Origin of the sequence: Fulvivirga ligni (assembly GCF_021389935.1) — a bacterium.
Classification (GTDB): domain Bacteria; phylum Bacteroidota; class Bacteroidia; order Cytophagales; family Cyclobacteriaceae; genus Fulvivirga; species Fulvivirga ligni.
Genome location: NZ_CP089979.1, coordinates 2141844 through 2160731, shown reverse-complemented (window position 1 = coordinate 2160731; position 18888 = coordinate 2141844). Strand labels below are relative to the sequence as shown.

Sequence of the window (18888 nt, the reverse complement as noted above, 5' to 3'; positions counted from 1 at the left end):
TATCAGACCTCCTTTTCTAATAGCAAATCAGCTTTGATTTTGTTTTTATGCTTGCCCAAAACTAAGTATACACCCATAGTAACGAATAAAGCAGCAAAGAAGATAACACTGATAAGAAGATTATACCAGATAATGGCTATGAGACTCACTACACATAATATTAGCGCAATGGCAGGAAACCAGGGATAAAAAGGGGCCTTAAAAGGTCTTTCCAAATTTGGCTCCTTCCTTCTGAGTGCAAATAGGCTAATCATAGAAATAATATACATTAATACCGCACCTAAAACACTCATTATAATTACTTGATCTGTAGTGCCGGTTAACAAGGCCACACAGCCTACCACTCCCCCACCGATCAATGCCCAGTGAGGGGTTCTGAATTTCTTGTTGACCTGAGCCAAAAACCCAGGCAAATATCCCGCTCTAGACAATGCAAAAAGCTGACGGGAATACCCAATGACTATACCGTGAAAGGAAGCTATAAGTCCAAAAAGGCCTATGCTAGCAAATAGTTTAGTCCATGAGTTATCCTTACCCAGCACTATGCCTAAAGCCTCAGGTAGAGGGTAATCAATACTGCTCAGATTTTGCCAATGACTCACACCTCCTGTTAATATCATTACTCCCAAAGCCAGGAGCACTAAGGTGATGAGGCTGTAGATGTATCCTTTCGGAATATTCTTTTTGGGCTCTTCTACCTCTTCAGCCACCATGGCCACGCCCTCAATAGCCAGGTAAAACCAGATGGCAAAAGGAAGTGCCGCAAAGATACCAGACACACCAAAGGGCATAGGATCTGAAAGAAAAGTTTCCGATTCAAAAGCAGGACCTACCAGCCCCATATAAAGAAGTAGCTCGGCCACAGCCAGCAAAGTCACTACCAAAGAAAATATAGCTGACTCTTTGATTCCCAACAGGTTAATACCAATAAAAATCACAAAGCAAACTATAGCCGACGGCAAAACAGGAATGGCCGAATGGAGAAAATGTAAATAACTACTTAATGCTAAGGCTATGGCTGGTGGAGCAAATAAGAATTCTACTAAAGTGGCATATCCGGCAATAAAACCGCCCATAAATCCAAATGCTCGGTATGAATAGGCGAACGGACCGCCGGCATGAGGTATAGCAGATGTAAGCTCGGTGAAGCTAAATATAAAGGTGATGTACATCACGGTGATCACCAAAGTTGCCAGCAGAAAACCTACCGTTCCGGACACCTCCCACCCATAATTCCAACCGAAATATTCACCACTTATTACCAGCCCTACGGCAATTGCCCATAAATGAATAGGACGTAGTACTTTTTTCAAGCCAGTGGATTCCGGTTTGCTGCTCATAAGATAGGTTTAGTTTAGGATTAATTAGGTAAAGGCAACAATTTAACTAAAAGGCTGCAGTACAGCAAGGTACTCATCCTCTTCCCCCTCAAAAACAATATGAGTAGCCCAACCCACCTCAGCAGCTATTCTGGTTAAAGAATCCTGGTCTATATATAGCCACTTGAACATTTCGCCCAGCTCCTGCTTGTATTCAAACTGATATTCAATCTGCCCATAATAGTAGTCAGGGTAATTTCCTTCCTCATATAAGTATTCTATATCACTGGAATCCACTATGATCCTGCCGTTTTCATTAAGCAAATTTTGAGCATAGGTAAGAAAGTTTTTAAAGGCCTGAAGTGTACCCAGAATACCTGTACCATTCATAAGCATAAGCATGGTATCAAACTTTCTATCTGGTTTGTAGTGCATTAAATCTGCATGAACGATGTTCTTTACTCCGCGCTGACTCATTACCTTACAAGCATCTTTCGAGCTATCAAGCGCCACAGTATAATATTTATCCTGAAGCATTAGTGTATGTACGCCGGTACCAGCGCCTACATCTAGTATTTTACCATCGCACAGTTCCAGAGCGTAATGTTCAAGCTCAGAAAGGTCATCAGGCTCTCGAAAAAACACCTCCACTGGCATTTCTTCAGGCTCTCCATAGTTATTATGAATTAATAAAGGCGCTTCAAATTTACCCTGTAAGTAATCTTTTAGCGCCTGACCATAAACATCTTTAGACATGCTTGCAATATTGTGATTAAGAGATGGCTAAATATATTTCAATTTCATTAATTATTCATTAAAAAAAAGAAACCATATAACAAACGTGCTTTTGCTGACTCAAAATGACCTATCTTAAGCAAATCTTTTTTATAATTACCCCTTATGAATCTACTCGCTCATGCATATTTATCTGGAGAAAACACTGAATTATTGGTGGGAAACCTCATCGGTGATTTTGTAAAGGGCAAAAGATATGAGCACTATTCAGGAGATTTAAAAAGAGGCATTTTACTTCACCGGCAGATTGATAATTATACTGATGCACACCCGCTGGTTTTGGAGAGCAAAAAACGTTTGAGCCAGAAATACCGGCATTACAGCGGCGTTATAGTAGATCTTTTTTATGACTACTTTTTAGCCAGCCAGTGGGATAAATTCCACCAAAAAGGGCTTAAAGATTTTTCTCTGAGTGTATACCAATCCATTGCCACTTTGAAAGATAATATTCCCAGCCGGGCCAAAGAAATGTTTAAGTATATGGAACGGGGCGATTGGTTATATAGCTATCAGTATACTGAAGGCATAGATAGGGCGCTAACAGGCCTTAGTAGCCGCACCAAGTTCGAATCTAAAATGGATGAAGCAGTGGAAGAACTGATTAAATATGAGCAGGAGTTTAAAGAAGAATTCAATGAATTTTTCCCACAGATAAAGAAATTTACCTCAGATTGGCTACTTAACAACTAAACCAATACTCAAAAGCACTTGTTTTGTTAATTTTGTAGCTCACAATAAAAGAATCATTATTATGAATAACGATCCGGAACTTAACGGAAAGTATTTAGGACAGATATCTGAAGACTTTGTGGTAGTATCAGACACACTAAAAGAGGCTTCTTACCAAATTAGAAAAAGGGGATTTTCAGATTACCCTATTTTTCCTATTTCAAAAATAGAATTACCTATTGGTCAATTACTTGTAGGCAAAACTGAGCTGGCGGTAAACTGGCACTACAATGCTTCTTATTTAGATGAATTTGTGCAGAGAGAGATTGTAGCAGAAGATGCGTTGGAAGAATTTAAGGCTAACTACAAAGACCCTGATGAGTTTTGCTGTCTTTTTGTGGTGGATGAAGACTTTACCAATTTCGTTTTCATTCCTTACCCGATAGATTAAAATAAAAAAAGGTTTTTGAAGTTCTTACTACTTCAAAAACCTTTACAATCTTATTTAACCTGGATTACTATTCAAAGTGGTTCCAGCCCTGCGCCTGAAGTATCACTTCTCTCTCCCCTTTAGTAATCATAATATTTCCAGCTTCTTTAGCTTGCACCACTCCTATAAAGTGAATATCAGCATGTTTCTTTAGCTTTTCCATGTCTGCTTTAGAAACTGTAAACAGCAGCTCATAATCTTCACCACCGTTTAGTGATGCAGTAGTAGCATCTATATTTAACTCATAACCAGTGTCATAAGTCTGCTTATCGATCGGTAATTTATCTTCATAAATCTTCATTCCTACCTCAGACTGCTTGCTGATGTGGAAAAGCTCAGACGCTAAACCATCAGAAACGTCTATCATAGAAGTAGGCACTACACCAAAGTCTTTTAGTTCATGGATAATGTCCATTCTGGCTTCAGGCTTAAGCTGCCTTTGTACGATGTAATCATACTTATCCAGCTGAGGCTTCATATCAGGATTAGCCAGGAAAACCTGCTTCTCTCTTTCTAATATCTGAAGTCCCATATAGGCACCACCTAAATCACCTGTTACACAAATCACGTCGTCTATTTGTGCTCCGCTTCTTTTAACCACTGCGTCTTTGTTGGCTATACCGGTTACGGTAACAGAAATCACCAAACCACTTCTTGAAGAAGTAGTATCTCCGCCAATGAGGTCTACCTTATAGCTATCACATGCTGCTTTTATACCTCTATAAAGCTCTTCAACTGCTTCTACCGAAAATCTGTTACTCAAGCCCAGGCTCACCGTAACTTGCTTAGGAGTAGCGTTCATGGCTGCTATGTCTGAAACATTCACAGCAATAGCTTTATAGCCCAAATGCTGCAATGGCATGAAAGAAAGATCAAAATGCACTCCTTCTAATAACATGTCAGTAGACAGCACAGTGTAATGATCACCACTATCAATAAGCGCGGCGTCATCTCCTATTCCCAGAGCCGTTTCCTGATTAGTGATTGAAAAGTTCTCACTTATTTTATCTATTAACCCAAACTCTCCCAGCTTACCTATTTCCGTTCTATTTTCGCTCATTATCAAGTTTTATTATCATGTGATGAAACTGAAAATTTCAATTCATCGATATATTTTGTCATTTACCCTGCAAAGGTAAGGCTATATCCTTAAATCGGCTTCATTCGGGGTTACAAATGTGGCTTGAAACCTATCAATCTACAGATTGCTCGAGTAGCAGCACAGAAGAACACCAACTATTATGAAAGCCACGATCAAATATTTTTGTTTTATACTGACTTTACTTGCCATTCTTACCTCTTGCGGACCAAAGCCGCAATACAAAACTGCTGTGGGTAAGAAGAAACTGAAGCACTATAACTCTATTCAGTACGGGCAGGCAACTCCAAAGAAATTTAAGAGCTTCAAGAAGAAGTAATTTCCTGGCAAAGCTCTATTAAAACACCGTTAGTAGATTTGGGATGTAAAAAGCAAACCAACTTATTGTCTGCTCCTTTTTTCGGTGTTTCATTCAGTAAGGTAAATCCTTCATTTTTTAACCTCTTCATCTCTGCTTCAATGTTTTCAACTTCGTAAGCAATATGATGAATACCCTCACCGCGCTTCTCTATAAATTTAGCAATCGGTGAATCCGGATCAGTAGCTTCCAATAATTCTATCTTTGTTTCACCCATCTGAAAAAAAGAAGTGGACACTTTTTCGGATTCCACTGATTCTAATTTATATGGCTGCTGGTTAAATAGCTTGGTAAAAAGCTCATTTGAGTTGTTTATATTTTTAACTGCTATTCCTATATGTTCAACTTTAATCATAATTCTACGTTTAGGGGATAAGCCAGCTTTTGGCTAACTTTGCTCAAAATTTGAAACTTTTTAAATTTTGGTAAAGTTTTATTTTTAAATTTATTCAATTAGTATCAGAAATACCGCTATGATGATGGAAACTTCCAGTGATGTTCACGTAGAGGCAGCACGCATACAGAAAGAGATAAAAAGCCATCTCGGGCTAAGGAGTAATGCCCTTATGTTTGAGTACGGCAATGTAGAGGGAAAAGTGAAGCTGGACCTGATCACCATCAACCCAAGGCACCATCAGTCATTCTTATTTCACTCTGTGAGAGGGTTTGACAAAGTAGATGCTCTACAAAAAATGCTGGAATATGTGCAGCACTATAAAGAGAAAGAGAGCAGCTACACCATACAGTGGATCGCTAACGGTGAAAAAGAGCTTCACACCTCTTATTTCAGAGCCAGCGGAGTGTATGATGCCTTGGATAAATTATATTACGGCCGTGACTCTAACACCATCACGGTATTTAGTGTGGTTTTAAACCCAGTAGCTTAAATTAACAAAACATGATTAACGTAACCGATAAAGCAAAAGACAAGATTGTTTCACTTCGAAATGAAGAAGGAAAAACATCTGATCATAATATAAGAGTACTTGTACAAGGTGGTGGATGCTCAGGCTTAATGTATGACCTGAAATTTGACGCCGCTGTAGAAGCTTCAGATGAGATATTTGAAGATAAAGGAATTAAAATATTAGTAGATAAGAAAAGTCTACTGTATTTACTAGGTACCACTTTAGACTTTTCTGATGGCTTAAATGGTAAGGGTTTTCAATTCATTAACCCCAATGCTACTCGTACCTGTGGATGCGGTGAAAGCTTCGCTGTTTAAGGACTACTTTAGATATTAAATAAAAAAGCCTCTTTTGAGGCTTTTTTTTATATAGTAGCTATACACTTCAACTCAATAGCAATTGGCGTTGGTAAAGCATTTACTTCCACTGTGGTGCGACAAGGTTGAGTATCATTAAAGTACTCTGCATAAATCTTATTATAAGTGGCAAAGTCCCCTTTCATATTGGTAAGAAAAACCGTAACGTCTACTAACTTATCCCATGAAGAGCCTGCATCTTCAAGTATGGTTCTTACATTTTCAAAGACCGATCTACACTGCTCTTCTATGTTATAAGCTTCAATTTCACCCGCTGCATTTAGGGTTACTCCGGGTATTTCTTTAGTTCCTTTTTTACGAGGCCCCACCCCCGAAAGAAACAGCAGTTCTCCTACTTTCCGAGCATGCGGATACAATCCTACGGCCTCAGGTGCGTTACTTGAATTGAATATATTTTTAGAGTCGGTCATAATTTATGGCACTTATGTTGAAGGTTTATTAAGTAAAATTAAACAGATAAAACTATGTTCGTAACAATACTTACCATTATCTATAGTGCCATTGCCCTTTTCGTTTTAGGTCGATATATCAAGAAAAAGGCCTCAAAAATCACAGAATTCAAGAATAGAGCAGCTTTAAAGTATCAAAGTGCAGTAGCTTACAAAAGAAACTGGGGTAAAAATAAAGAGGTGAAGGAGCCCCGTGTAGAGCTCCAACCAGAAGTGTAATTGATGAATTTGGTGCAAGTTGTGGAAAATAATTCCACAGCACGATATCAGGAGTTCATCAGGTCTTCAATTTCATCAGCCTCTAAAGGAATATTTTCCATCAGGTCTATGATGCCGTCTTCTGTGATAACCACATTATTCTCTAAGCGAATACCCATATTCTCTTCGCGAATGTAAATTCCAGGCTCCACAGTGAAGACCATTCCAGGCTTCATCTCCTGATAAATATTACCTACATCATGCACGTCCAGGCCGAGATGGTGAGATGTGCCATGCATGAAATACTTTTTGTATGCTGGCATGAGATCAGTTCCATTTTTAATATCTGTCTGATCTAGAAGACCAAGCTGCACCAGTTCACTCTGCATGAATAGACCAACCTCTTTATGGTATTGAGAAATTACATTTCCAGGCACTAACATTTGCATAGCCTCTTTCATCACCCTCAGCACAGCATTATAAACATCTTTTTGTCTATCAGTAAATCTACCTGACACCGGAATAGTACGAGTCATATCGGAATTGTAGTTAGCATATTCTGCCCCTACATCCATCAGCAATAGATCGCCATCTTTACATTCCTGACTGTTTTCGATATAATGAAGCACGCAAGCATTAAATCCTGACGCTACTATTGGTGTATATGCAAAACCTCTGGAGCCATTACGAACAAATTCATGAATATACTCAGCCTCAACTTCGTATTCCATCACTCCAGGTTTAGTGAATTCCAGCACTCTTCTAAAACCCTTTTCGGTAATATCGCAGGCCTTCTGCATCGTGGCTATTTCCAAATTTGATTTCACCGCCCTAAGCTCATGCATAATAGGCGCCACACGCTCGTATTTATGCAACGGAAAGCTGGCCATACACTGTTTAATAAATCTGGAATCACGCGTTTCTACACTAACAGCAGCTCTGATATGTTCGTTAGTATTTAAGTAAACATATTCAGCCTCAGCCATTAACGTATTAAAAACATTATCAAACTGAGATAACCAAAAGATGGTTTCTATACCACTCGCCTCCTTGGCTTCTTGCTTGGTATATTTATGACCTTCCCAAATGGCAATTTCATCATTAGTCTCTCTTAGAAACAATATCTCCCTTAGCCTTTCATTATGAAAATCAGGATAAATAACCAGAATACTTTCTTCCTGATCAATGCCTGATAGATAGTACAGGTCATTATTTTGCCTGAAAGCCATAGTACCGTCCGCATTGGTAGGCATAATGTCATTAGAATTGAAGACTGCAATGGAGTTAGGCTTCAACATTTCAGCAAATCGACTTCTATTTATGGTAAAAAGCTCGTTATTTATGGGTTGGTATCTCATTACTTCTGGTAGTTGGTTTTCAATTCAATAAATTAAAGCATGAAAAAATCACTATTATTGGCGTGTATCACGCTATTTTCATTATCCCTTCATGCGCAACAAAAGTACTGGATATATTTCAAAGACAAAACGCAGGAAGTCCCCACTCTCAGTAAGACAGAGCTCTACGACCTACCCGTAAATCAGGCCTATTTAGATAGCCTTTCACAACTGGGAATAACCGCAAGAACTAACTCCAAATGGCTCAATGCCACAACGGCCTATTTATCTCAAAATGAATATGAATCCATTTCAAACCTAGGCTTTGTAAAAGCGCTCAGCCCGGTTGAAATCCATTTTAGAGAACACTCAGGCACCGGCTCCCTGCAAGCTGTACAGGTACTCAATCAAATGAATGCTGATACACTGATAGCATTAGGCTGGTTCGGAAAAGGAATTAAAATAGGAATTATTGACGGTGGCTTTCTGGGTGCCGATGAAGCGGATGAACTCATTCATATCCTCAGTAACAAGCAGGTGGCTGCCTACAAAAATTATATTGAAAAGGATGTAACTAATCCATATACAGGGTCAGCCCGATATCAGGATAATCATGGCACCAAAGTTTGGACTATGATCGCAGGCCGATCGGGCTCTGAAAAGTACTTTGGTACTGCTACAGAAGCCATGTTCTACTTAGCCCGTACCGACCAGGGCGATAAAGAGTACCGAGGCGAGGAAGACCACTGGGTTGCTGCTGTAGAATGGATGTATGAGCAGGGTGTATACCTTATCAACTCCTCAGTGGGTTATTCTACCGGCTTCAATGATGCCTCTCAAAACTACTCTCCTTCTGATGTAGATGGCTCATCCAGCGCTATTACAAAAGCGGCCAATATCGCCACTAAAGAAAAAGGCATGACCATAGTGCTGGCTGCTGGAAATGACGGCAATAATAAATTTAAAGTAGTTTCCGTGCCTGCTGATGCTGAAGGGGTTATCACCGTGGGGGCCACAGACATACGTAACTGGAAAAGACAATATTACAGCTCCATCGGGCCAGAAAATCTGAAACATATAAAGCCGGACCTCTCCTGCTATTCCGTTTCAGGAACCTCATTTGCTGCTCCGGTAATCACAGGGCTTATCGCCAGCTTGCAACAGGGCTTTCCAGAAGCTACACCACAAGAAATCAGGAAAGCTTTGGAGCAGTCAGCTCATTTATCTCAGCTGCCTAATAATTATCTGGGTTATGGTGTACCTAATATCAAAAAGGCCATTGATATACTGAATGGAGGGAAAAACAAAACCCAAAGAAAGATAATAAAGACTAAAGCCGATGAGGTAGAAGTGATGATGGGTTCTGACAATCTGGTAGCATTTTATAAATCAGATGCTGTTAATGTGCTGTTTCAGAAACTATTGATATCCAGAAATGGCAAAGTAACGGTAAAAAGACAGAAAGAAGCCAAGAGAACCACCGTAGCTTCACCTGAAAACTGTGTTGAGATCATTTGGGAGTAGCCTGCAACCTTCTTCTAAATCTTTTATCGAAGATAATGATGAAGACATTTCCCAGATAAATCAGTCCTGCCCATCCTGATGCTGTGCCTCCAAAAAGAATGACCACCAGCATCGATACTAATGGAATAAGTGAAATAAGGCCATAACGTTTCAGGTGGTATTTGGTAAGCAACACTTCCCTTTCATTTAAGGCCAAATGCTCTCTTTGATTATAAGCTCGCCAGTGCCATAAGAAAAAGATGAGATAGATAAGAAAGAAACCTACACCGAACCTGATCATAAGATCAGCCCACTGATCCGTTTCCAAATTGGCCGCCTGCATCTCTCTGGCTTTCAACAAGAATGCCTCAGAATGAACGCCAAAAACCTGCATCACCCGTAGCCAAACTACAGTGCCCAGCACATTAAATAGGTATTTTAGCGGATAGACATAGAACAGCAAAATGAAAAGAAAAAGGAAGTTTAAAGTTCGGTTAAACCCGTCTTCCAGACCATAATTCGTGAAATATTTATAATGACCATTCCATATTGCCAGCAAGATCATGCTACAAAAGATGAAACCCAGAAACCCATACATAGAGACCTGCAACTCAAGATAAGTACTTGGCACAGAAACAGATATTACCAATAGCGTTATAGAAAAACCAAACACTGTATCAGTAAGGGCTTCTAGCCTGGTGGATTCCAACCCACGGTACCTGAAGCCTTCTGGCGAAATCTCGTTCTTGGTTTTAAACTGGTCTCTGATCATTTATTTAGGTTTAGCTGCCAATGAAGGTGCCAGTTTAATTAAAATTTAGCATTGATCCTATTAACCCAGCTCGGATAGCTCAAGCCATCTCATTTCCTTTTCATCTATTTGATTCTCAACCTGTTTCAGTTCTTCGCCCCAGCCAGTGAGCTTCACATGATCCTGCTCACCAGAATTCATTTGCTCATTTAGCTGATCTTTCTTTTTATTCAGCGCCTCGAGTTCTTTCTCCAAAGCGTCAAACTCTCTCTTTTCATTATAAGTCATTTTTCTGGCCTCCTCCGTCTTCACTTTGGCAACTTTAGGCTCAGAATCAATCTTGGTGCCCGCAAACTTCTCAGCTTCCTCTTTGGCTTTGGCGTACTCTCTGTACACGGTGTAGTTCCCTGGGAAATCTTCAATCTCAGTAGATCTATCAAACACAAATAAGTGATCGACCAATCTATCCATAAAGTATCTATCGTGAGATACAATAATCAAGCAGCCCTGAAACTGACTTAGAAAATCCTCCAAAGTGCGCAAGGTGATCAAATCCAGATCATTGGTAGGCTCATCCAGAATAAGGAAGTTCGGATTTTCTACAAGCACACATAATAGCTGCAGTCTTCTCTTTTCACCACCACTGAGCTTATCTACAAAATCATACTGAGCGGAAGGAGAAAAGTTAAAAAGCGTCAAAAACCGAGAGGCAGTCACTGTACTTCCATCGGCCATTGTGATCACTTCGGCTATTTCCTGCACTACATCTATCACTTTACTACCCGCCTTAAACTCAGGCTCTTTCTGTTTATAATAACCAATGGCTGTAGTAGTTCCTTTTACAATTTCACCTGCATCTGGCTTTAGAGCTCCAGTGAGAATATTTAAAAAGGTAGACTTTCCAGTACCATTCTTACCTACTATACCTACCCTTTCACCTTTCTTAAATATGTATGAGAAATGCTTAAACAGATCTTTCTCTCCAAATGACTTAGATATCGCATCAATTTCCAACACCTTGCCTCCCTGGCGTCTGCCTTTCACTTCTAGTTCCAGCTTCTGCTTCTCCAGATTTTGATGGGCCTTTTTCTTAATGTCTTCAAAGGCATCTACCCTATATTTTGCTTTTGTACCTCTGGCTTTAGGCTGTCTTCTCATCCATTCCAGCTCCTTCCCATAAAGGTTCTTCGCTTTCTCCTTCTCAGACTGCTGTATTTGTTCTCTTTCAGCTTTCTTTTCCAGAAAATAAGAATAATTACCAGAGTATTTAAATACCTGCTGCTGATCTAACTCTATAATCTCATTCGTAACACTTTCCAGGAAATACCTATCGTGAGTAACCATAATTATTCCCATCTGGCTTTGAGAAAGGTACTCTTCCAGCCATTCAATAGCTTCTAAATCCAAGTGGTTAGTAGGCTCATCCAGAATAACCAAGTCCGGCTTTTCCAGGAGTGTTTTTGCCAGCCCTACGCGTTTCTTCTGCCCTCCTGATAACTCACCAATTTTTTGTTGGTGATCATGAATACCCAGTTTACCAAGAATTTCCTTTACCTGATTTTCATAGTTCCACGCATCAAGCTCATCCATTCTGGTGATTAGTGAAGTAAGCTTATCTACAGCACTAGGATCTTCAGCTGTTTTTTGCAGCAGCTGCTCATATTCTTTCACCAAAGTGGGAAGCTGTTCATCACTTTCCAGCACAGCATCAATTACCGATAAATTACTATCAAAATCCGGCTGCTGATTCAAGAACATTACTTTTACATCATTGGCAATCACCACCTCACCAGAATCAGGCTCATCAATGCCTGCCAAAATTTTAAGAAGCGTAGATTTACCACTTCCGTTTACACCCACCAAGGCTACTTTTTGACCGGCCTCAATACCAAAAGATATATTTTCAAAGAGCACTCTGGCTCCGAATGATTTCGAGATTTTATCTACAGATAAGTAATTCATTCAACAAAACTACATGAATTTATACGCACATAACATGCTAGCCAACAAAATACTCACCCAAAGGTAGCTATTGATGAAACTATCAATAATTTCTATATTGCCTAAAAACAATCAGCTTATGAAAATCGGTAAAATTGCTATAGCCATCTTAGGCTTAATACTCGTGATAGCACTTATCATGTATTTCACTGGTCCATCAGAAGTGTACATGGAAAGAAAAATAACTATCAATGCCCCCGTAGAAAAAGTATATACCAAAGCTGCCAACATGAAAGAATTCAATGATTGGTCTCCCTGGTATCCGAAAGACCCCAGCGCCAAATATACTTATGAAGGCCCCGATAGCGGCGTAGATGCCCGCATGAACTGGGAAAGCGACAGCGTGAACCTAGGCAAGGGCTCCATGTGGACGGTAGAAGTAAAGGAAAATGAACTGATAGACAATAGAATGGACTTTGGTTATGGTGGTGAAGCCCATGCAAAACTACTGTTTGAACCCAAAGCTGGCGCTACAGAAGTTACCTGGACCTATGAGGAAAAACCTGGAGCAATAAGCAAAATCATGTATAATTTCATGGATTTAGAAACAATGGTAGGGCCGGATTATGAACAAGGCCTGACCAACCTTAAAAAGTCTGTAGAATAACAACTTAATATTTTCAAGAGCTCATTCTACCTCATGAGCTCTTGAAGCATATCTTTTCTCTTTCCAGACCTGAAGTTCCTCTTTTCGTTGCTTTAGTTCTTCTTCCGAAAACTCCACGCCAATGATGGCCTCTAAATCTGGCTGCCCTGCATCTATCCAGCAGGTATACCAGAAATCACCGACCATCTTTACAGCCCGCCTCATCTGCCGCTCTACCATATGATTAAGCATGACATGATATTCTTTGGAAAACTCTCTGGAGTAGACCTTTACCGTGGCAGCACCACGAGTTTCGAAGCTATACTTCTTATCTTCCTCCAACTTTTGAGATACCGTAATTTCATATTGCAGCACCGAATCCAGAGCCTCATGAGCGTGTGTTACACCCTGCCATATAGCTAACTGAGTATTTTCGATATAGTCTGCCCTACCTACCAGAAAATCATAATCTTCAGAGAAAAGCTCTGGCAACCTGGATTCCCACAAACCATGAATCCCTTTCTGACCAGTAAGTTGGCCATTATAGTTCTCTGTGGTATGTAGCGGCACATTAGCATCTGCAATATAATGGCCCAGCTCCGCTGATAACCTTAAAATAGCCTTTGCATCTCTAATTCTCATGGCATCAGTAAGCCAGCCTTTCATTCTATAAACATGCCATGGCACTATTCCATAGGCTTGCAAAGTATCTTCCGTGAATTGCTCTACGGCTGCATTCCAATATCGTGGCATTTTATAGATGGCAGAGTCACCATATACATCAATATCAATAAAATGTCTTGGAGCTTCTCCATCTACTGCATATCTTCGCTTATCAGGATTAACTGCATTTTCGGTAATGTACCTGATGTGATGCTTATAAAAGGCTATCATTTCTGGCGGTAAAGTAAAAACGGCCAATCGGTTTATTTTCTGATGACCATAAAAACCCCAGATACCAGAAAGACTGGATAACGGGATAAGCAGAGCTATAAAAAGAAATATTTTAGCCAAAAATCGCATCTATATTAAGGTAAGCATATTTTTTCTAAAATTATTCTTGAGATACATTTTGTAAATATTAGAAATAGCTTTACCTTTGCACACTCAAAATTAACAAGGCGAAGTCGAATAAATATCAGATATGGCAAATCATAAGTCAGCATTAAAGAGAATCAGATCGAATAATGCAAAAAAATTAAGAAACAAGTACCAACACAAAACCACTAGAACTTTTGTAAAGAGGTTAAACGGTACTACTGATAAGTCTGAGGCGCAGGAATTGTTAAAAACAGTTTCTTCTATGCTTGATAAACTAGCAAAGAAAAATATTATACATAAGAAAAAGGCTTCTAACCAAAAGTCTAAGTTAACTAAAATGGTTAACAGCCTTTAATTAGTATTTAAGATATATAGAAGAGCCTTATCTCTCGCGGGATAAGGCTTTTCTGTTTTACTATCTTTTTTACTCAAAATGTGATAACTTATATATCATCCAACTAAGCCACGGGTGATATGACCATAGCCGACCATCTCAACATAAAAAGCTGGGCAGAAGAAGACCGCCCCAGAGAAAAGCTCTTATTAAAAGGAAAAGCCTCATTATCAGAAGCTGAACTTATTGGAATACTTATCGGGTCAGGCACCCGATCCATGTCTGCAGTAGATCTGAGCAAGCACATCTTGAATCAATCAGGGAATGATCTTAATCAACTGGCCAAGCTTTCGGTAAAGGATCTGATGAAATTCAAAGGCATTGGTGAGGCCAAGGCCATATCCATCGTAAGCGCTCTGGAGCTTGGCCGCCGCAGAAAAGACACCGAACCCCAAAAGAAGCCCCAAATTACCAGCTCCGAGGATGCTTATAAAATCATATCACCAGAATTATTAGACAACCGCCACGAAGAGTTTTGGATTTTACTACTCAACCGCAGAAATATGGTTATTAAAAAACAATTGATAAGCAGCGGAGGAGTTACGGGTACTGTGGCCGACCCTAAAATCATCTTCAAATCAGCCCTGGAAGAACTGGCGTGCGGTATCATCCTGGTACACAACCATCCATCCGGCAACCTCAAGCCCAGTCAACAAGACATTCACCTGACGAAAAAAATGACAGAAGGAGGCCGAGTTTTAGAAATCCCGGTATTGGATCACATCATTTTCACTGACAATGGCTATTTTAGCTTCGCAGATGAAAATATGCTATAAGTTATGAGCAGAAATAAGTGGATTATAGGCGTAGTGGCGCTTACTGTAGTGATCATTTTTATTTATTCCTTTCAAGGCCAATCTCCAGAATCATACAAAGCTGAGATAGACAAAAAAAGAGATGCGCAAGAGTCTTTTATGAGGAATTCTGATGAATCCCCATTCGTGGCTCAAAAGGTAAAATTTGAAGGCCTGAAGTTCTTTTCTGCTGACTTGAAGTATAAGATCAATGCTAAATTTACAGCCAAGGAAGATCCTCAAATAAGAAAACTGGCCACCAGCGAGGGAGAGCCGGAAGAATATCTGGAATACGGCTATGCCAGCTTCACCTTAGATGGGAAAGAACAAAAACTACTGATTATGGAAAATGTGAAGGAAGATGTTTTATTCCTAGCCTTCGCAGATGATACCAGTGCTGACGAAACCTATGGTGGTGGCAGATACTTAGAAGTAAAACACAATGGTGGCAATGGCATTTTACTTGATTTTAACCTGGCCTACAATCCTTACTGCGCTTATACCGCAGGATACAGCTGCCCGCTACCTCCAAGTGAAAATCTTTTAACTGTACCTATAAAAGCTGGCGAGAAGACTTATAAAGAGCTATAAGGATTACTCTATGATAAGATACTGAACAGTTCTCTCTTCAAGATAAAGTTCTTAACTTTATAAAAGGATGGATATAAAATCAATCAAAATAGATCTAATTCACTGGTTAACAGAACTTCAAGACCCTGAAGTACTGAAGAGTTTGCATACGTTCAAAAGCCAGCATGAAAACAACTTAGATGAGAGTACAAAACTTCTCTTGAATGAAAGATTAGCCTTTTACGGCAATAACCAAGACGATTTAATTGACCTAGATGATGCCCTTAATGATCTTGAAAAAGATCTATAATGTACAAGCTAAAACTCATACCACCGGCTTTGCGAGATATCAGAGAAAGTCTAAAATGGTATGACGATCAAAAGAAAGGTCTTGGAAGGAAGTTTTACATACATGTAAAAGCCAGACCAAATTACATCCAGCTTCATCCTCACCATTATCAAATTAGTTATAAAAATATCAGAAGTGCTGGAGTCAACAGATTCCCATTCCAAGTTCATTACATACTTCAAGAAAATAATAAAAGTATAATAATTCTTGCAGTAAGCCATACCAGTCGGTCTCAAAGCTCATGGCGCTACAGAAGCGAATAATCACACATCCTATTAACACCTTGATTTAAAGCCCTTTGAATATCATTCCAAAAAAAATCATTTAAGTCTCCTTAAAAGCTATAAATGTGTAATTTTGTTTCCTTAAAATTTTAGCACATAAACGGCATTTTTATAGCATGAAGATATCTTTAAACTGGCTTAAGGAATATATCGACTTAAATCAGTCACCTGAAGAAATAAGTAAGCTTTTAACTGATACTGGTCTTGAAGTAGAAGGCCTTGAAGCATTTGAACTTGTTCCAGGTGGATTAAAAGGGATGGTAATAGGCGAAGTTCTTACTTGCGTGCCTCACACCAATGCAGACAAATTAAGAGTTACTACAGTAGATATTGGCGCTGATGAGCCATCACAAATAGTTTGCGGAGCCCCGAATGTAGCTGCGGGCCAAAAAGTAATTGTAGCCACTGTTGGTGCTACTCTTTATCCCAAAGGACACGAGCCGTTCACTATAAAGAAAGCTAAAATTAGAGGAGAGGCTTCTCAAGGTATGATCTGTGCTGAGGATGAGATCGGTGTGGGTGCCAGCCATGCAGGTATTATGGTACTGGATACTGATTTACCTAACGGTACCCCAGCCTCTGAGTACTTCAACCTTTCTTATGATATGATCATTGAGATCGGCCTTACTCCCAACCGTGCTGATGCTACTTCTCACATTGGTGTAGCCAGAGACCTTAAGGCAGCATTGAAGTCAGAGGTGAAATGGCCTGATGTTTCAGGTTTCAAATCTGAAAGTACCAGTAGCCCTATTACAGTTGTTGTAGAAAATCATGAAGCTTGCCCAAGATATTCAGGAGTTTCCATTAGTAATGTTACTGTAAAAGAGTCGCCAGACTGGCTTAAACAAAAATTACAAGCTCTAGGCTTAGAGCCCATCAATAACATAGTGGATATCACCAACTTTGTGCTTCATGAAGTAGGACAACCACTACATGCTTTTGACGCAAAACAAATTAAAGGCAACAAGCTAATAGTTAAAACATTGCCGGAAGGCACCAAATTCACCACGCTTGATGAAAAAGAGCGCAAGCTGAGAGAGAATGACCTCATGATCTGTAATGCTTACGGTGAAGGAATGTGTATTGCAGGTGTTTTTGGAGGTATTCAATCCGGAGTAAAAGACTCTACTACGGACATTTTCCTGGAAAGCGCCTATTTCTCTCCGGACTATGTTCGTAAAACTGCGCAGCACCATCAGCTTAAAACTGATGCTTCTTTCAGGTATGAGCGTGGCACTGACCCTAATATCACTGTTTATGCATTAAAGAGAGCTGCTTTACTTATTAAAGAACTAGCAGGAGGTGAAATCAGCTCTGAAGTAACTGATATTTACCCTACTCCTATCGCAGACTTTGAAGTGCCTGTGAAATATAAAAATGTTCACAGACTGATAGGAAAAGATATTGCGAAGGATAGAATCAAAGAAATTCTGGAGCTCTTAGACATAAAGGTTACTAAAGAAACTGAAGAGTCTTTCCTGGCCATTGTGCCGCCATACCGTGTAGATGTGCAAAGGGAGGCCGATATTATTGAAGAAGTACTTAGAGTGTACGGATTCAACAATGTAGAGCTACCAAACTATGTAAAAGCTGACTACCTGGCTGAATTTCCGGCTAAGGATAAAGATAAAATCCAGAAGACCATCACAGAAATGCTTGTAGGTCAGGGTTATTATGAAATACTGACCAACTCACTTACTAAGCCTGAATATGCGGTGAACGCTGCTGAGCTAGACGAAAGCCAGAGCGTGCATATTCTTAACAAGCTAAGTGAAGATTTAGGCGTTTTGAGACAGAGCATGCTACACACAGGTTTGGAAGTAGCAGCTTATAATATTAACAGAAGGCAGGCTAACCTGAAGCTCTTCGAATTTGGAAAAGCCTACTTCCTTATAGATGGTGATTACGTAGAGAAAAGAAAACTAGCCATATACCTTACTGGTGATATTGAAAATGAAAACTGGATCAATAAAACCAGAAAAGTAACTTTCCACGATCTGTATCAGACCGTATTAGGCATCACAGGAAGACTGCTCAATAAAGAGCTTTCTACCGAGGTAATTCACACCTCTCCTTTTGACTATGGCCTTATTTTAAAGTTTGGAGAGAAAGAGATTGCGAAATTAGGTAAGGCTAGCAAGGCTACCTGCAAGAAGATAGGCGTGAAGCAGGAAGTATTCTATGCAGAAATAGATTGGGATCTTGTATTGAAGAAAATTACGAATACAGTAACCTTTGAAGAAGTATCTAAATACCCTGAAGTACGCAGAGACTTATCTTTGGTGATTGACAAAAAAGTAAGTTTCGATGAGATCAAAAATATTGCCTTAGGCAAAAAACAATCCCTGATCAAAGCCATTAATGTATTTGATGTTTATGAGGGAGAGAATATTGGTGAGGATAAAAAGGCTTATGCTATAAGCTTTACGCTTGAAGACAAGCAAAAGACCCTTACTGACAAAGTCATTGATAAGACTATGACTCATTTGATAAGTTTATTTGAAAATAATTTGAATGCAATAATCCGTAAATAGGATAAGTTAAGTTTAATCTTTAATTTACATTTTAATTGTTGATAGCCTTCAGAGGAAAATGAAGTGCTAAGCGGCTCGTAAT

23 protein-coding genes are annotated in these 18888 nt (G+C 39.5%); 14 read left to right on the top strand and 9 right to left on the bottom strand.

Annotated features, from left to right (window positions below; translation table 11 throughout):
* Window positions 1-2 precede the first annotated feature (2 nt).
* Window positions 3-1340 (bottom strand): ethanolamine permease, encoded by a 1338-nt coding sequence (gene eat, locus LVD16_RS09590; RefSeq protein WP_233773716.1) that lies wholly within the window; start codon window positions 1338-1340, stop codon window positions 3-5.
* 42 nt (window positions 1341-1382) lie between these two features.
* Complete coding sequence (locus tag LVD16_RS09585; protein WP_233773715.1) at window positions 1383-2075, bottom strand: class I SAM-dependent methyltransferase; 693 nt, start codon at window positions 2073-2075, stop codon at window positions 1383-1385.
* A 144-nt stretch (window positions 2076-2219) separates the two neighbouring features.
* Here LVD16_RS09585 and LVD16_RS09580 point away from each other — a divergent pair, with 144 nt between their 5' ends.
* Window positions 2220-2804 (top strand): acyl carrier protein phosphodiesterase, encoded by a 585-nt coding sequence (locus tag LVD16_RS09580; protein ID WP_233773714.1) that lies wholly within the window; start codon window positions 2220-2222, stop codon window positions 2802-2804.
* Between the two features lie 61 nt (window positions 2805-2865).
* Complete coding sequence (locus LVD16_RS09575) at window positions 2866-3234, top strand: hypothetical protein (protein ID WP_233773713.1); 369 nt, start codon at window positions 2866-2868, stop codon at window positions 3232-3234.
* A gap of 67 nt (window positions 3235-3301) precedes the next feature.
* On the opposite strand, the gene thiL is transcribed toward LVD16_RS09575, so the two are convergent.
* Window positions 3302-4333 carry a thiamine-phosphate kinase gene (gene thiL / locus LVD16_RS09570; protein WP_233773712.1) on the bottom strand — a complete coding sequence of 344 codons (1032 nt, stop codon included), beginning with the start codon at window positions 4331-4333 and terminating at the stop codon, window positions 3302-3304.
* Window positions 4334-4514: 181 nt separating this feature from the next.
* Between thiL and LVD16_RS09565 the strand changes: the two genes are divergently transcribed.
* Window positions 4515-4691: a hypothetical protein gene (locus LVD16_RS09565; RefSeq protein ID WP_233773711.1), complete on the top strand. Its 177-nt coding sequence runs from the start codon at window positions 4515-4517 to the stop codon at window positions 4689-4691.
* On the opposite strand, the gene mce is transcribed toward LVD16_RS09565, so the two are convergent.
* Complete coding sequence (gene mce, locus LVD16_RS09560; protein WP_233773710.1) at window positions 4678-5085, bottom strand: methylmalonyl-CoA epimerase; 408 nt, start codon at window positions 5083-5085, stop codon at window positions 4678-4680. The two genes, LVD16_RS09565 and mce, sit on opposite strands and share 14 nt — an antisense overlap.
* A 118-nt stretch (window positions 5086-5203) precedes the next feature.
* Between mce and LVD16_RS09555 the strand changes: the two genes are divergently transcribed.
* Entirely contained in the window at window positions 5204-5617 is a 414-nt protein-coding gene (locus LVD16_RS09555) for a hypothetical protein (protein WP_233773709.1), read from the top strand.
* A gap of 11 nt (window positions 5618-5628) precedes the next feature.
* The gene (locus tag LVD16_RS09550) at window positions 5629-5955 is read left to right on the top strand and encodes a HesB/IscA family protein (protein ID WP_233773708.1); all 327 of its coding nucleotides are present in this window, start codon (window positions 5629-5631) and stop codon (window positions 5953-5955) included.
* A gap of 47 nt (window positions 5956-6002) precedes the next feature.
* Here the strand turns inward: LVD16_RS09550 and LVD16_RS09545 are convergent, their stop codons facing one another.
* Window positions 6003-6425 carry a RidA family protein gene (locus LVD16_RS09545; protein WP_233773707.1) on the bottom strand — a complete coding sequence of 141 codons (423 nt, stop codon included), beginning with the start codon at window positions 6423-6425 and terminating at the stop codon, window positions 6003-6005.
* Window positions 6426-6479: 54 nt separating this feature from the next.
* Here LVD16_RS09545 and LVD16_RS09540 point away from each other — a divergent pair, with 54 nt between their 5' ends.
* The gene (locus LVD16_RS09540) at window positions 6480-6683 is read left to right on the top strand and encodes a hypothetical protein (protein ID WP_233773706.1); all 204 of its coding nucleotides are present in this window, start codon (window positions 6480-6482) and stop codon (window positions 6681-6683) included.
* Window positions 6684-6730: 47 nt separating this feature from the next.
* On the opposite strand, the gene LVD16_RS09535 is transcribed toward LVD16_RS09540, so the two are convergent.
* The gene (locus LVD16_RS09535) at window positions 6731-8020 is read right to left on the bottom strand and encodes an aminopeptidase P family protein (protein WP_233773705.1); all 1290 of its coding nucleotides are present in this window, start codon (window positions 8018-8020) and stop codon (window positions 6731-6733) included.
* A gap of 39 nt (window positions 8021-8059) precedes the next feature.
* On the opposite strand from LVD16_RS09535, the gene LVD16_RS09530 reads away from it, so the two are divergent.
* The gene (locus LVD16_RS09530) at window positions 8060-9523 is read left to right on the top strand and encodes a S8 family serine peptidase (protein WP_233773704.1); all 1464 of its coding nucleotides are present in this window, start codon (window positions 8060-8062) and stop codon (window positions 9521-9523) included.
* Here the strand turns inward: LVD16_RS09530 and LVD16_RS09525 are convergent.
* Together LVD16_RS09525 and LVD16_RS09520 are read right to left on the bottom strand one after the other, a co-directional pair.
* Window positions 9510-10274, bottom strand: a complete 765-nt coding sequence (locus LVD16_RS09525) for a TMEM175 family protein (protein WP_233773703.1) — start codon at window positions 10272-10274, stop codon at window positions 9510-9512. The genes LVD16_RS09530 and LVD16_RS09525 overlap by 14 nt on opposite strands.
* Window positions 10275-10334: 60 nt before the next feature.
* Window positions 10335-12215, bottom strand: a complete 1881-nt coding sequence (locus LVD16_RS09520; protein ID WP_233773702.1) for an ABC-F family ATP-binding cassette domain-containing protein — start codon at window positions 12213-12215, stop codon at window positions 10335-10337.
* A 118-nt stretch (window positions 12216-12333) separates the two neighbouring features.
* Here LVD16_RS09520 and LVD16_RS09515 point away from each other — a divergent pair, with 118 nt between their 5' ends.
* Window positions 12334-12861: an SRPBCC family protein gene (locus tag LVD16_RS09515; RefSeq protein WP_233773701.1), complete on the top strand. Its 528-nt coding sequence runs from the start codon at window positions 12334-12336 to the stop codon at window positions 12859-12861.
* A gap of 21 nt (window positions 12862-12882) precedes the next feature.
* On the opposite strand, the gene LVD16_RS09510 is transcribed toward LVD16_RS09515, so the two are convergent.
* The gene (locus LVD16_RS09510) at window positions 12883-13863 is read right to left on the bottom strand and encodes a zinc dependent phospholipase C family protein (RefSeq protein ID WP_370687638.1); all 981 of its coding nucleotides are present in this window, start codon (window positions 13861-13863) and stop codon (window positions 12883-12885) included.
* A 121-nt stretch (window positions 13864-13984) separates the two neighbouring features.
* Here LVD16_RS09510 and rpsT point away from each other — a divergent pair, with 121 nt between their 5' ends.
* The 6 genes from rpsT (at window position 13985) to pheT (ending at window position 18806) form a co-directional block, all read left to right on the top strand.
* Window positions 13985-14236 carry a 30S ribosomal protein S20 gene (gene rpsT / locus LVD16_RS09505; RefSeq protein ID WP_233773699.1) on the top strand — a complete coding sequence of 84 codons (252 nt, stop codon included), beginning with the start codon at window positions 13985-13987 and terminating at the stop codon, window positions 14234-14236.
* Between the two features lie 119 nt (window positions 14237-14355).
* Window positions 14356-15051, top strand: coding sequence for a RadC family protein (gene radC, locus LVD16_RS09500; RefSeq protein WP_233773698.1), 696 nt, complete (start codon window positions 14356-14358; stop codon window positions 15049-15051).
* A gap of 3 nt (window positions 15052-15054) precedes the next feature.
* Window positions 15055-15660, top strand: a complete 606-nt coding sequence (locus LVD16_RS09495) for a DUF1684 domain-containing protein (RefSeq protein ID WP_233773697.1) — start codon at window positions 15055-15057, stop codon at window positions 15658-15660.
* A 67-nt stretch (window positions 15661-15727) separates the two neighbouring features.
* Window positions 15728-15949, top strand: a complete 222-nt coding sequence (locus LVD16_RS09490; protein ID WP_233773696.1) for an addiction module protein — start codon at window positions 15728-15730, stop codon at window positions 15947-15949.
* Window positions 15949-16251: a type II toxin-antitoxin system RelE/ParE family toxin gene (locus tag LVD16_RS09485; RefSeq protein WP_233773695.1), complete on the top strand. Its 303-nt coding sequence runs from the start codon at window positions 15949-15951 to the stop codon at window positions 16249-16251. Before LVD16_RS09490 ends, LVD16_RS09485 begins: the two co-directional genes overlap by 1 nt.
* Before the next feature lie 137 nt (window positions 16252-16388).
* Window positions 16389-18806, top strand: coding sequence for a phenylalanine--tRNA ligase subunit beta (gene pheT, locus LVD16_RS09480; RefSeq protein ID WP_233773694.1), 2418 nt, complete (start codon window positions 16389-16391; stop codon window positions 18804-18806).
* Window positions 18807-18888 lie beyond the last annotated feature (82 nt).

Excerpts from the sequence above, each read along its gene's own strand:
- LVD16_RS09580 (WP_233773714.1), top strand. The coding sequence starts at position 2,220 with ATGAATCTACTCGCTCATGCATATTTATCTGGAGAAAACACTGAATTA.
- LVD16_RS09510 (WP_370687638.1), bottom strand. The coding sequence starts at position 13,863 with ATGCGATTTTTGGCTAAAATATTTCTTTTTATAGCTCTGCTTATCCCG.
- LVD16_RS09550 (WP_233773708.1), top strand. The coding sequence starts at position 5,629 with ATGATTAACGTAACCGATAAAGCAAAAGACAAGATTGTTTCACTTCGA.
- LVD16_RS09575 (WP_233773713.1), top strand. The coding sequence starts at position 2,866 with ATGAATAACGATCCGGAACTTAACGGAAAGTATTTAGGACAGATATCT.
- mce (WP_233773710.1), bottom strand. The coding sequence starts at position 5,085 with ATGATTAAAGTTGAACATATAGGAATAGCAGTTAAAAATATAAACAAC.
- LVD16_RS09530 (WP_233773704.1), top strand. The coding sequence starts at position 8,060 with ATGAAAAAATCACTATTATTGGCGTGTATCACGCTATTTTCATTATCC.
- radC (WP_233773698.1), top strand. The coding sequence starts at position 14,356 with ATGACCATAGCCGACCATCTCAACATAAAAAGCTGGGCAGAAGAAGAC.
- eat (WP_233773716.1), bottom strand. The coding sequence starts at position 1,340 with ATGAGCAGCAAACCGGAATCCACTGGCTTGAAAAAAGTACTACGTCCT.
- LVD16_RS09490 (WP_233773696.1), top strand. The coding sequence starts at position 15,728 with ATGGATATAAAATCAATCAAAATAGATCTAATTCACTGGTTAACAGAA.
- rpsT (WP_233773699.1), top strand. The coding sequence starts at position 13,985 with ATGGCAAATCATAAGTCAGCATTAAAGAGAATCAGATCGAATAATGCA.
- LVD16_RS09525 (WP_233773703.1), bottom strand. The coding sequence starts at position 10,274 with ATGATCAGAGACCAGTTTAAAACCAAGAACGAGATTTCGCCAGAAGGC.
- LVD16_RS09565 (WP_233773711.1), top strand. The coding sequence starts at position 4,515 with ATGAAAGCCACGATCAAATATTTTTGTTTTATACTGACTTTACTTGCC.
- pheT (WP_233773694.1), top strand. The coding sequence starts at position 16,389 with ATGAAGATATCTTTAAACTGGCTTAAGGAATATATCGACTTAAATCAG.
- LVD16_RS09535 (WP_233773705.1), bottom strand. The coding sequence starts at position 8,020 with ATGAGATACCAACCCATAAATAACGAGCTTTTTACCATAAATAGAAGT.
- LVD16_RS09485 (WP_233773695.1), top strand. The coding sequence starts at position 15,949 with ATGTACAAGCTAAAACTCATACCACCGGCTTTGCGAGATATCAGAGAA.
- LVD16_RS09515 (WP_233773701.1), top strand. The coding sequence starts at position 12,334 with ATGAAAATCGGTAAAATTGCTATAGCCATCTTAGGCTTAATACTCGTG.
- LVD16_RS09520 (WP_233773702.1), bottom strand. The coding sequence starts at position 12,215 with ATGAATTACTTATCTGTAGATAAAATCTCGAAATCATTCGGAGCCAGA.
- LVD16_RS09555 (WP_233773709.1), top strand. The coding sequence starts at position 5,204 with ATGATGATGGAAACTTCCAGTGATGTTCACGTAGAGGCAGCACGCATA.
- thiL (WP_233773712.1), bottom strand. The coding sequence starts at position 4,333 with ATGAGCGAAAATAGAACGGAAATAGGTAAGCTGGGAGAGTTTGGGTTA.
- LVD16_RS09540 (WP_233773706.1), top strand. The coding sequence starts at position 6,480 with ATGTTCGTAACAATACTTACCATTATCTATAGTGCCATTGCCCTTTTC.
- LVD16_RS09495 (WP_233773697.1), top strand. The coding sequence starts at position 15,055 with ATGAGCAGAAATAAGTGGATTATAGGCGTAGTGGCGCTTACTGTAGTG.
- LVD16_RS09545 (WP_233773707.1), bottom strand. The coding sequence starts at position 6,425 with ATGACCGACTCTAAAAATATATTCAATTCAAGTAACGCACCTGAGGCC.
- LVD16_RS09585 (WP_233773715.1), bottom strand. The coding sequence starts at position 2,075 with ATGTCTAAAGATGTTTATGGTCAGGCGCTAAAAGATTACTTACAGGGT.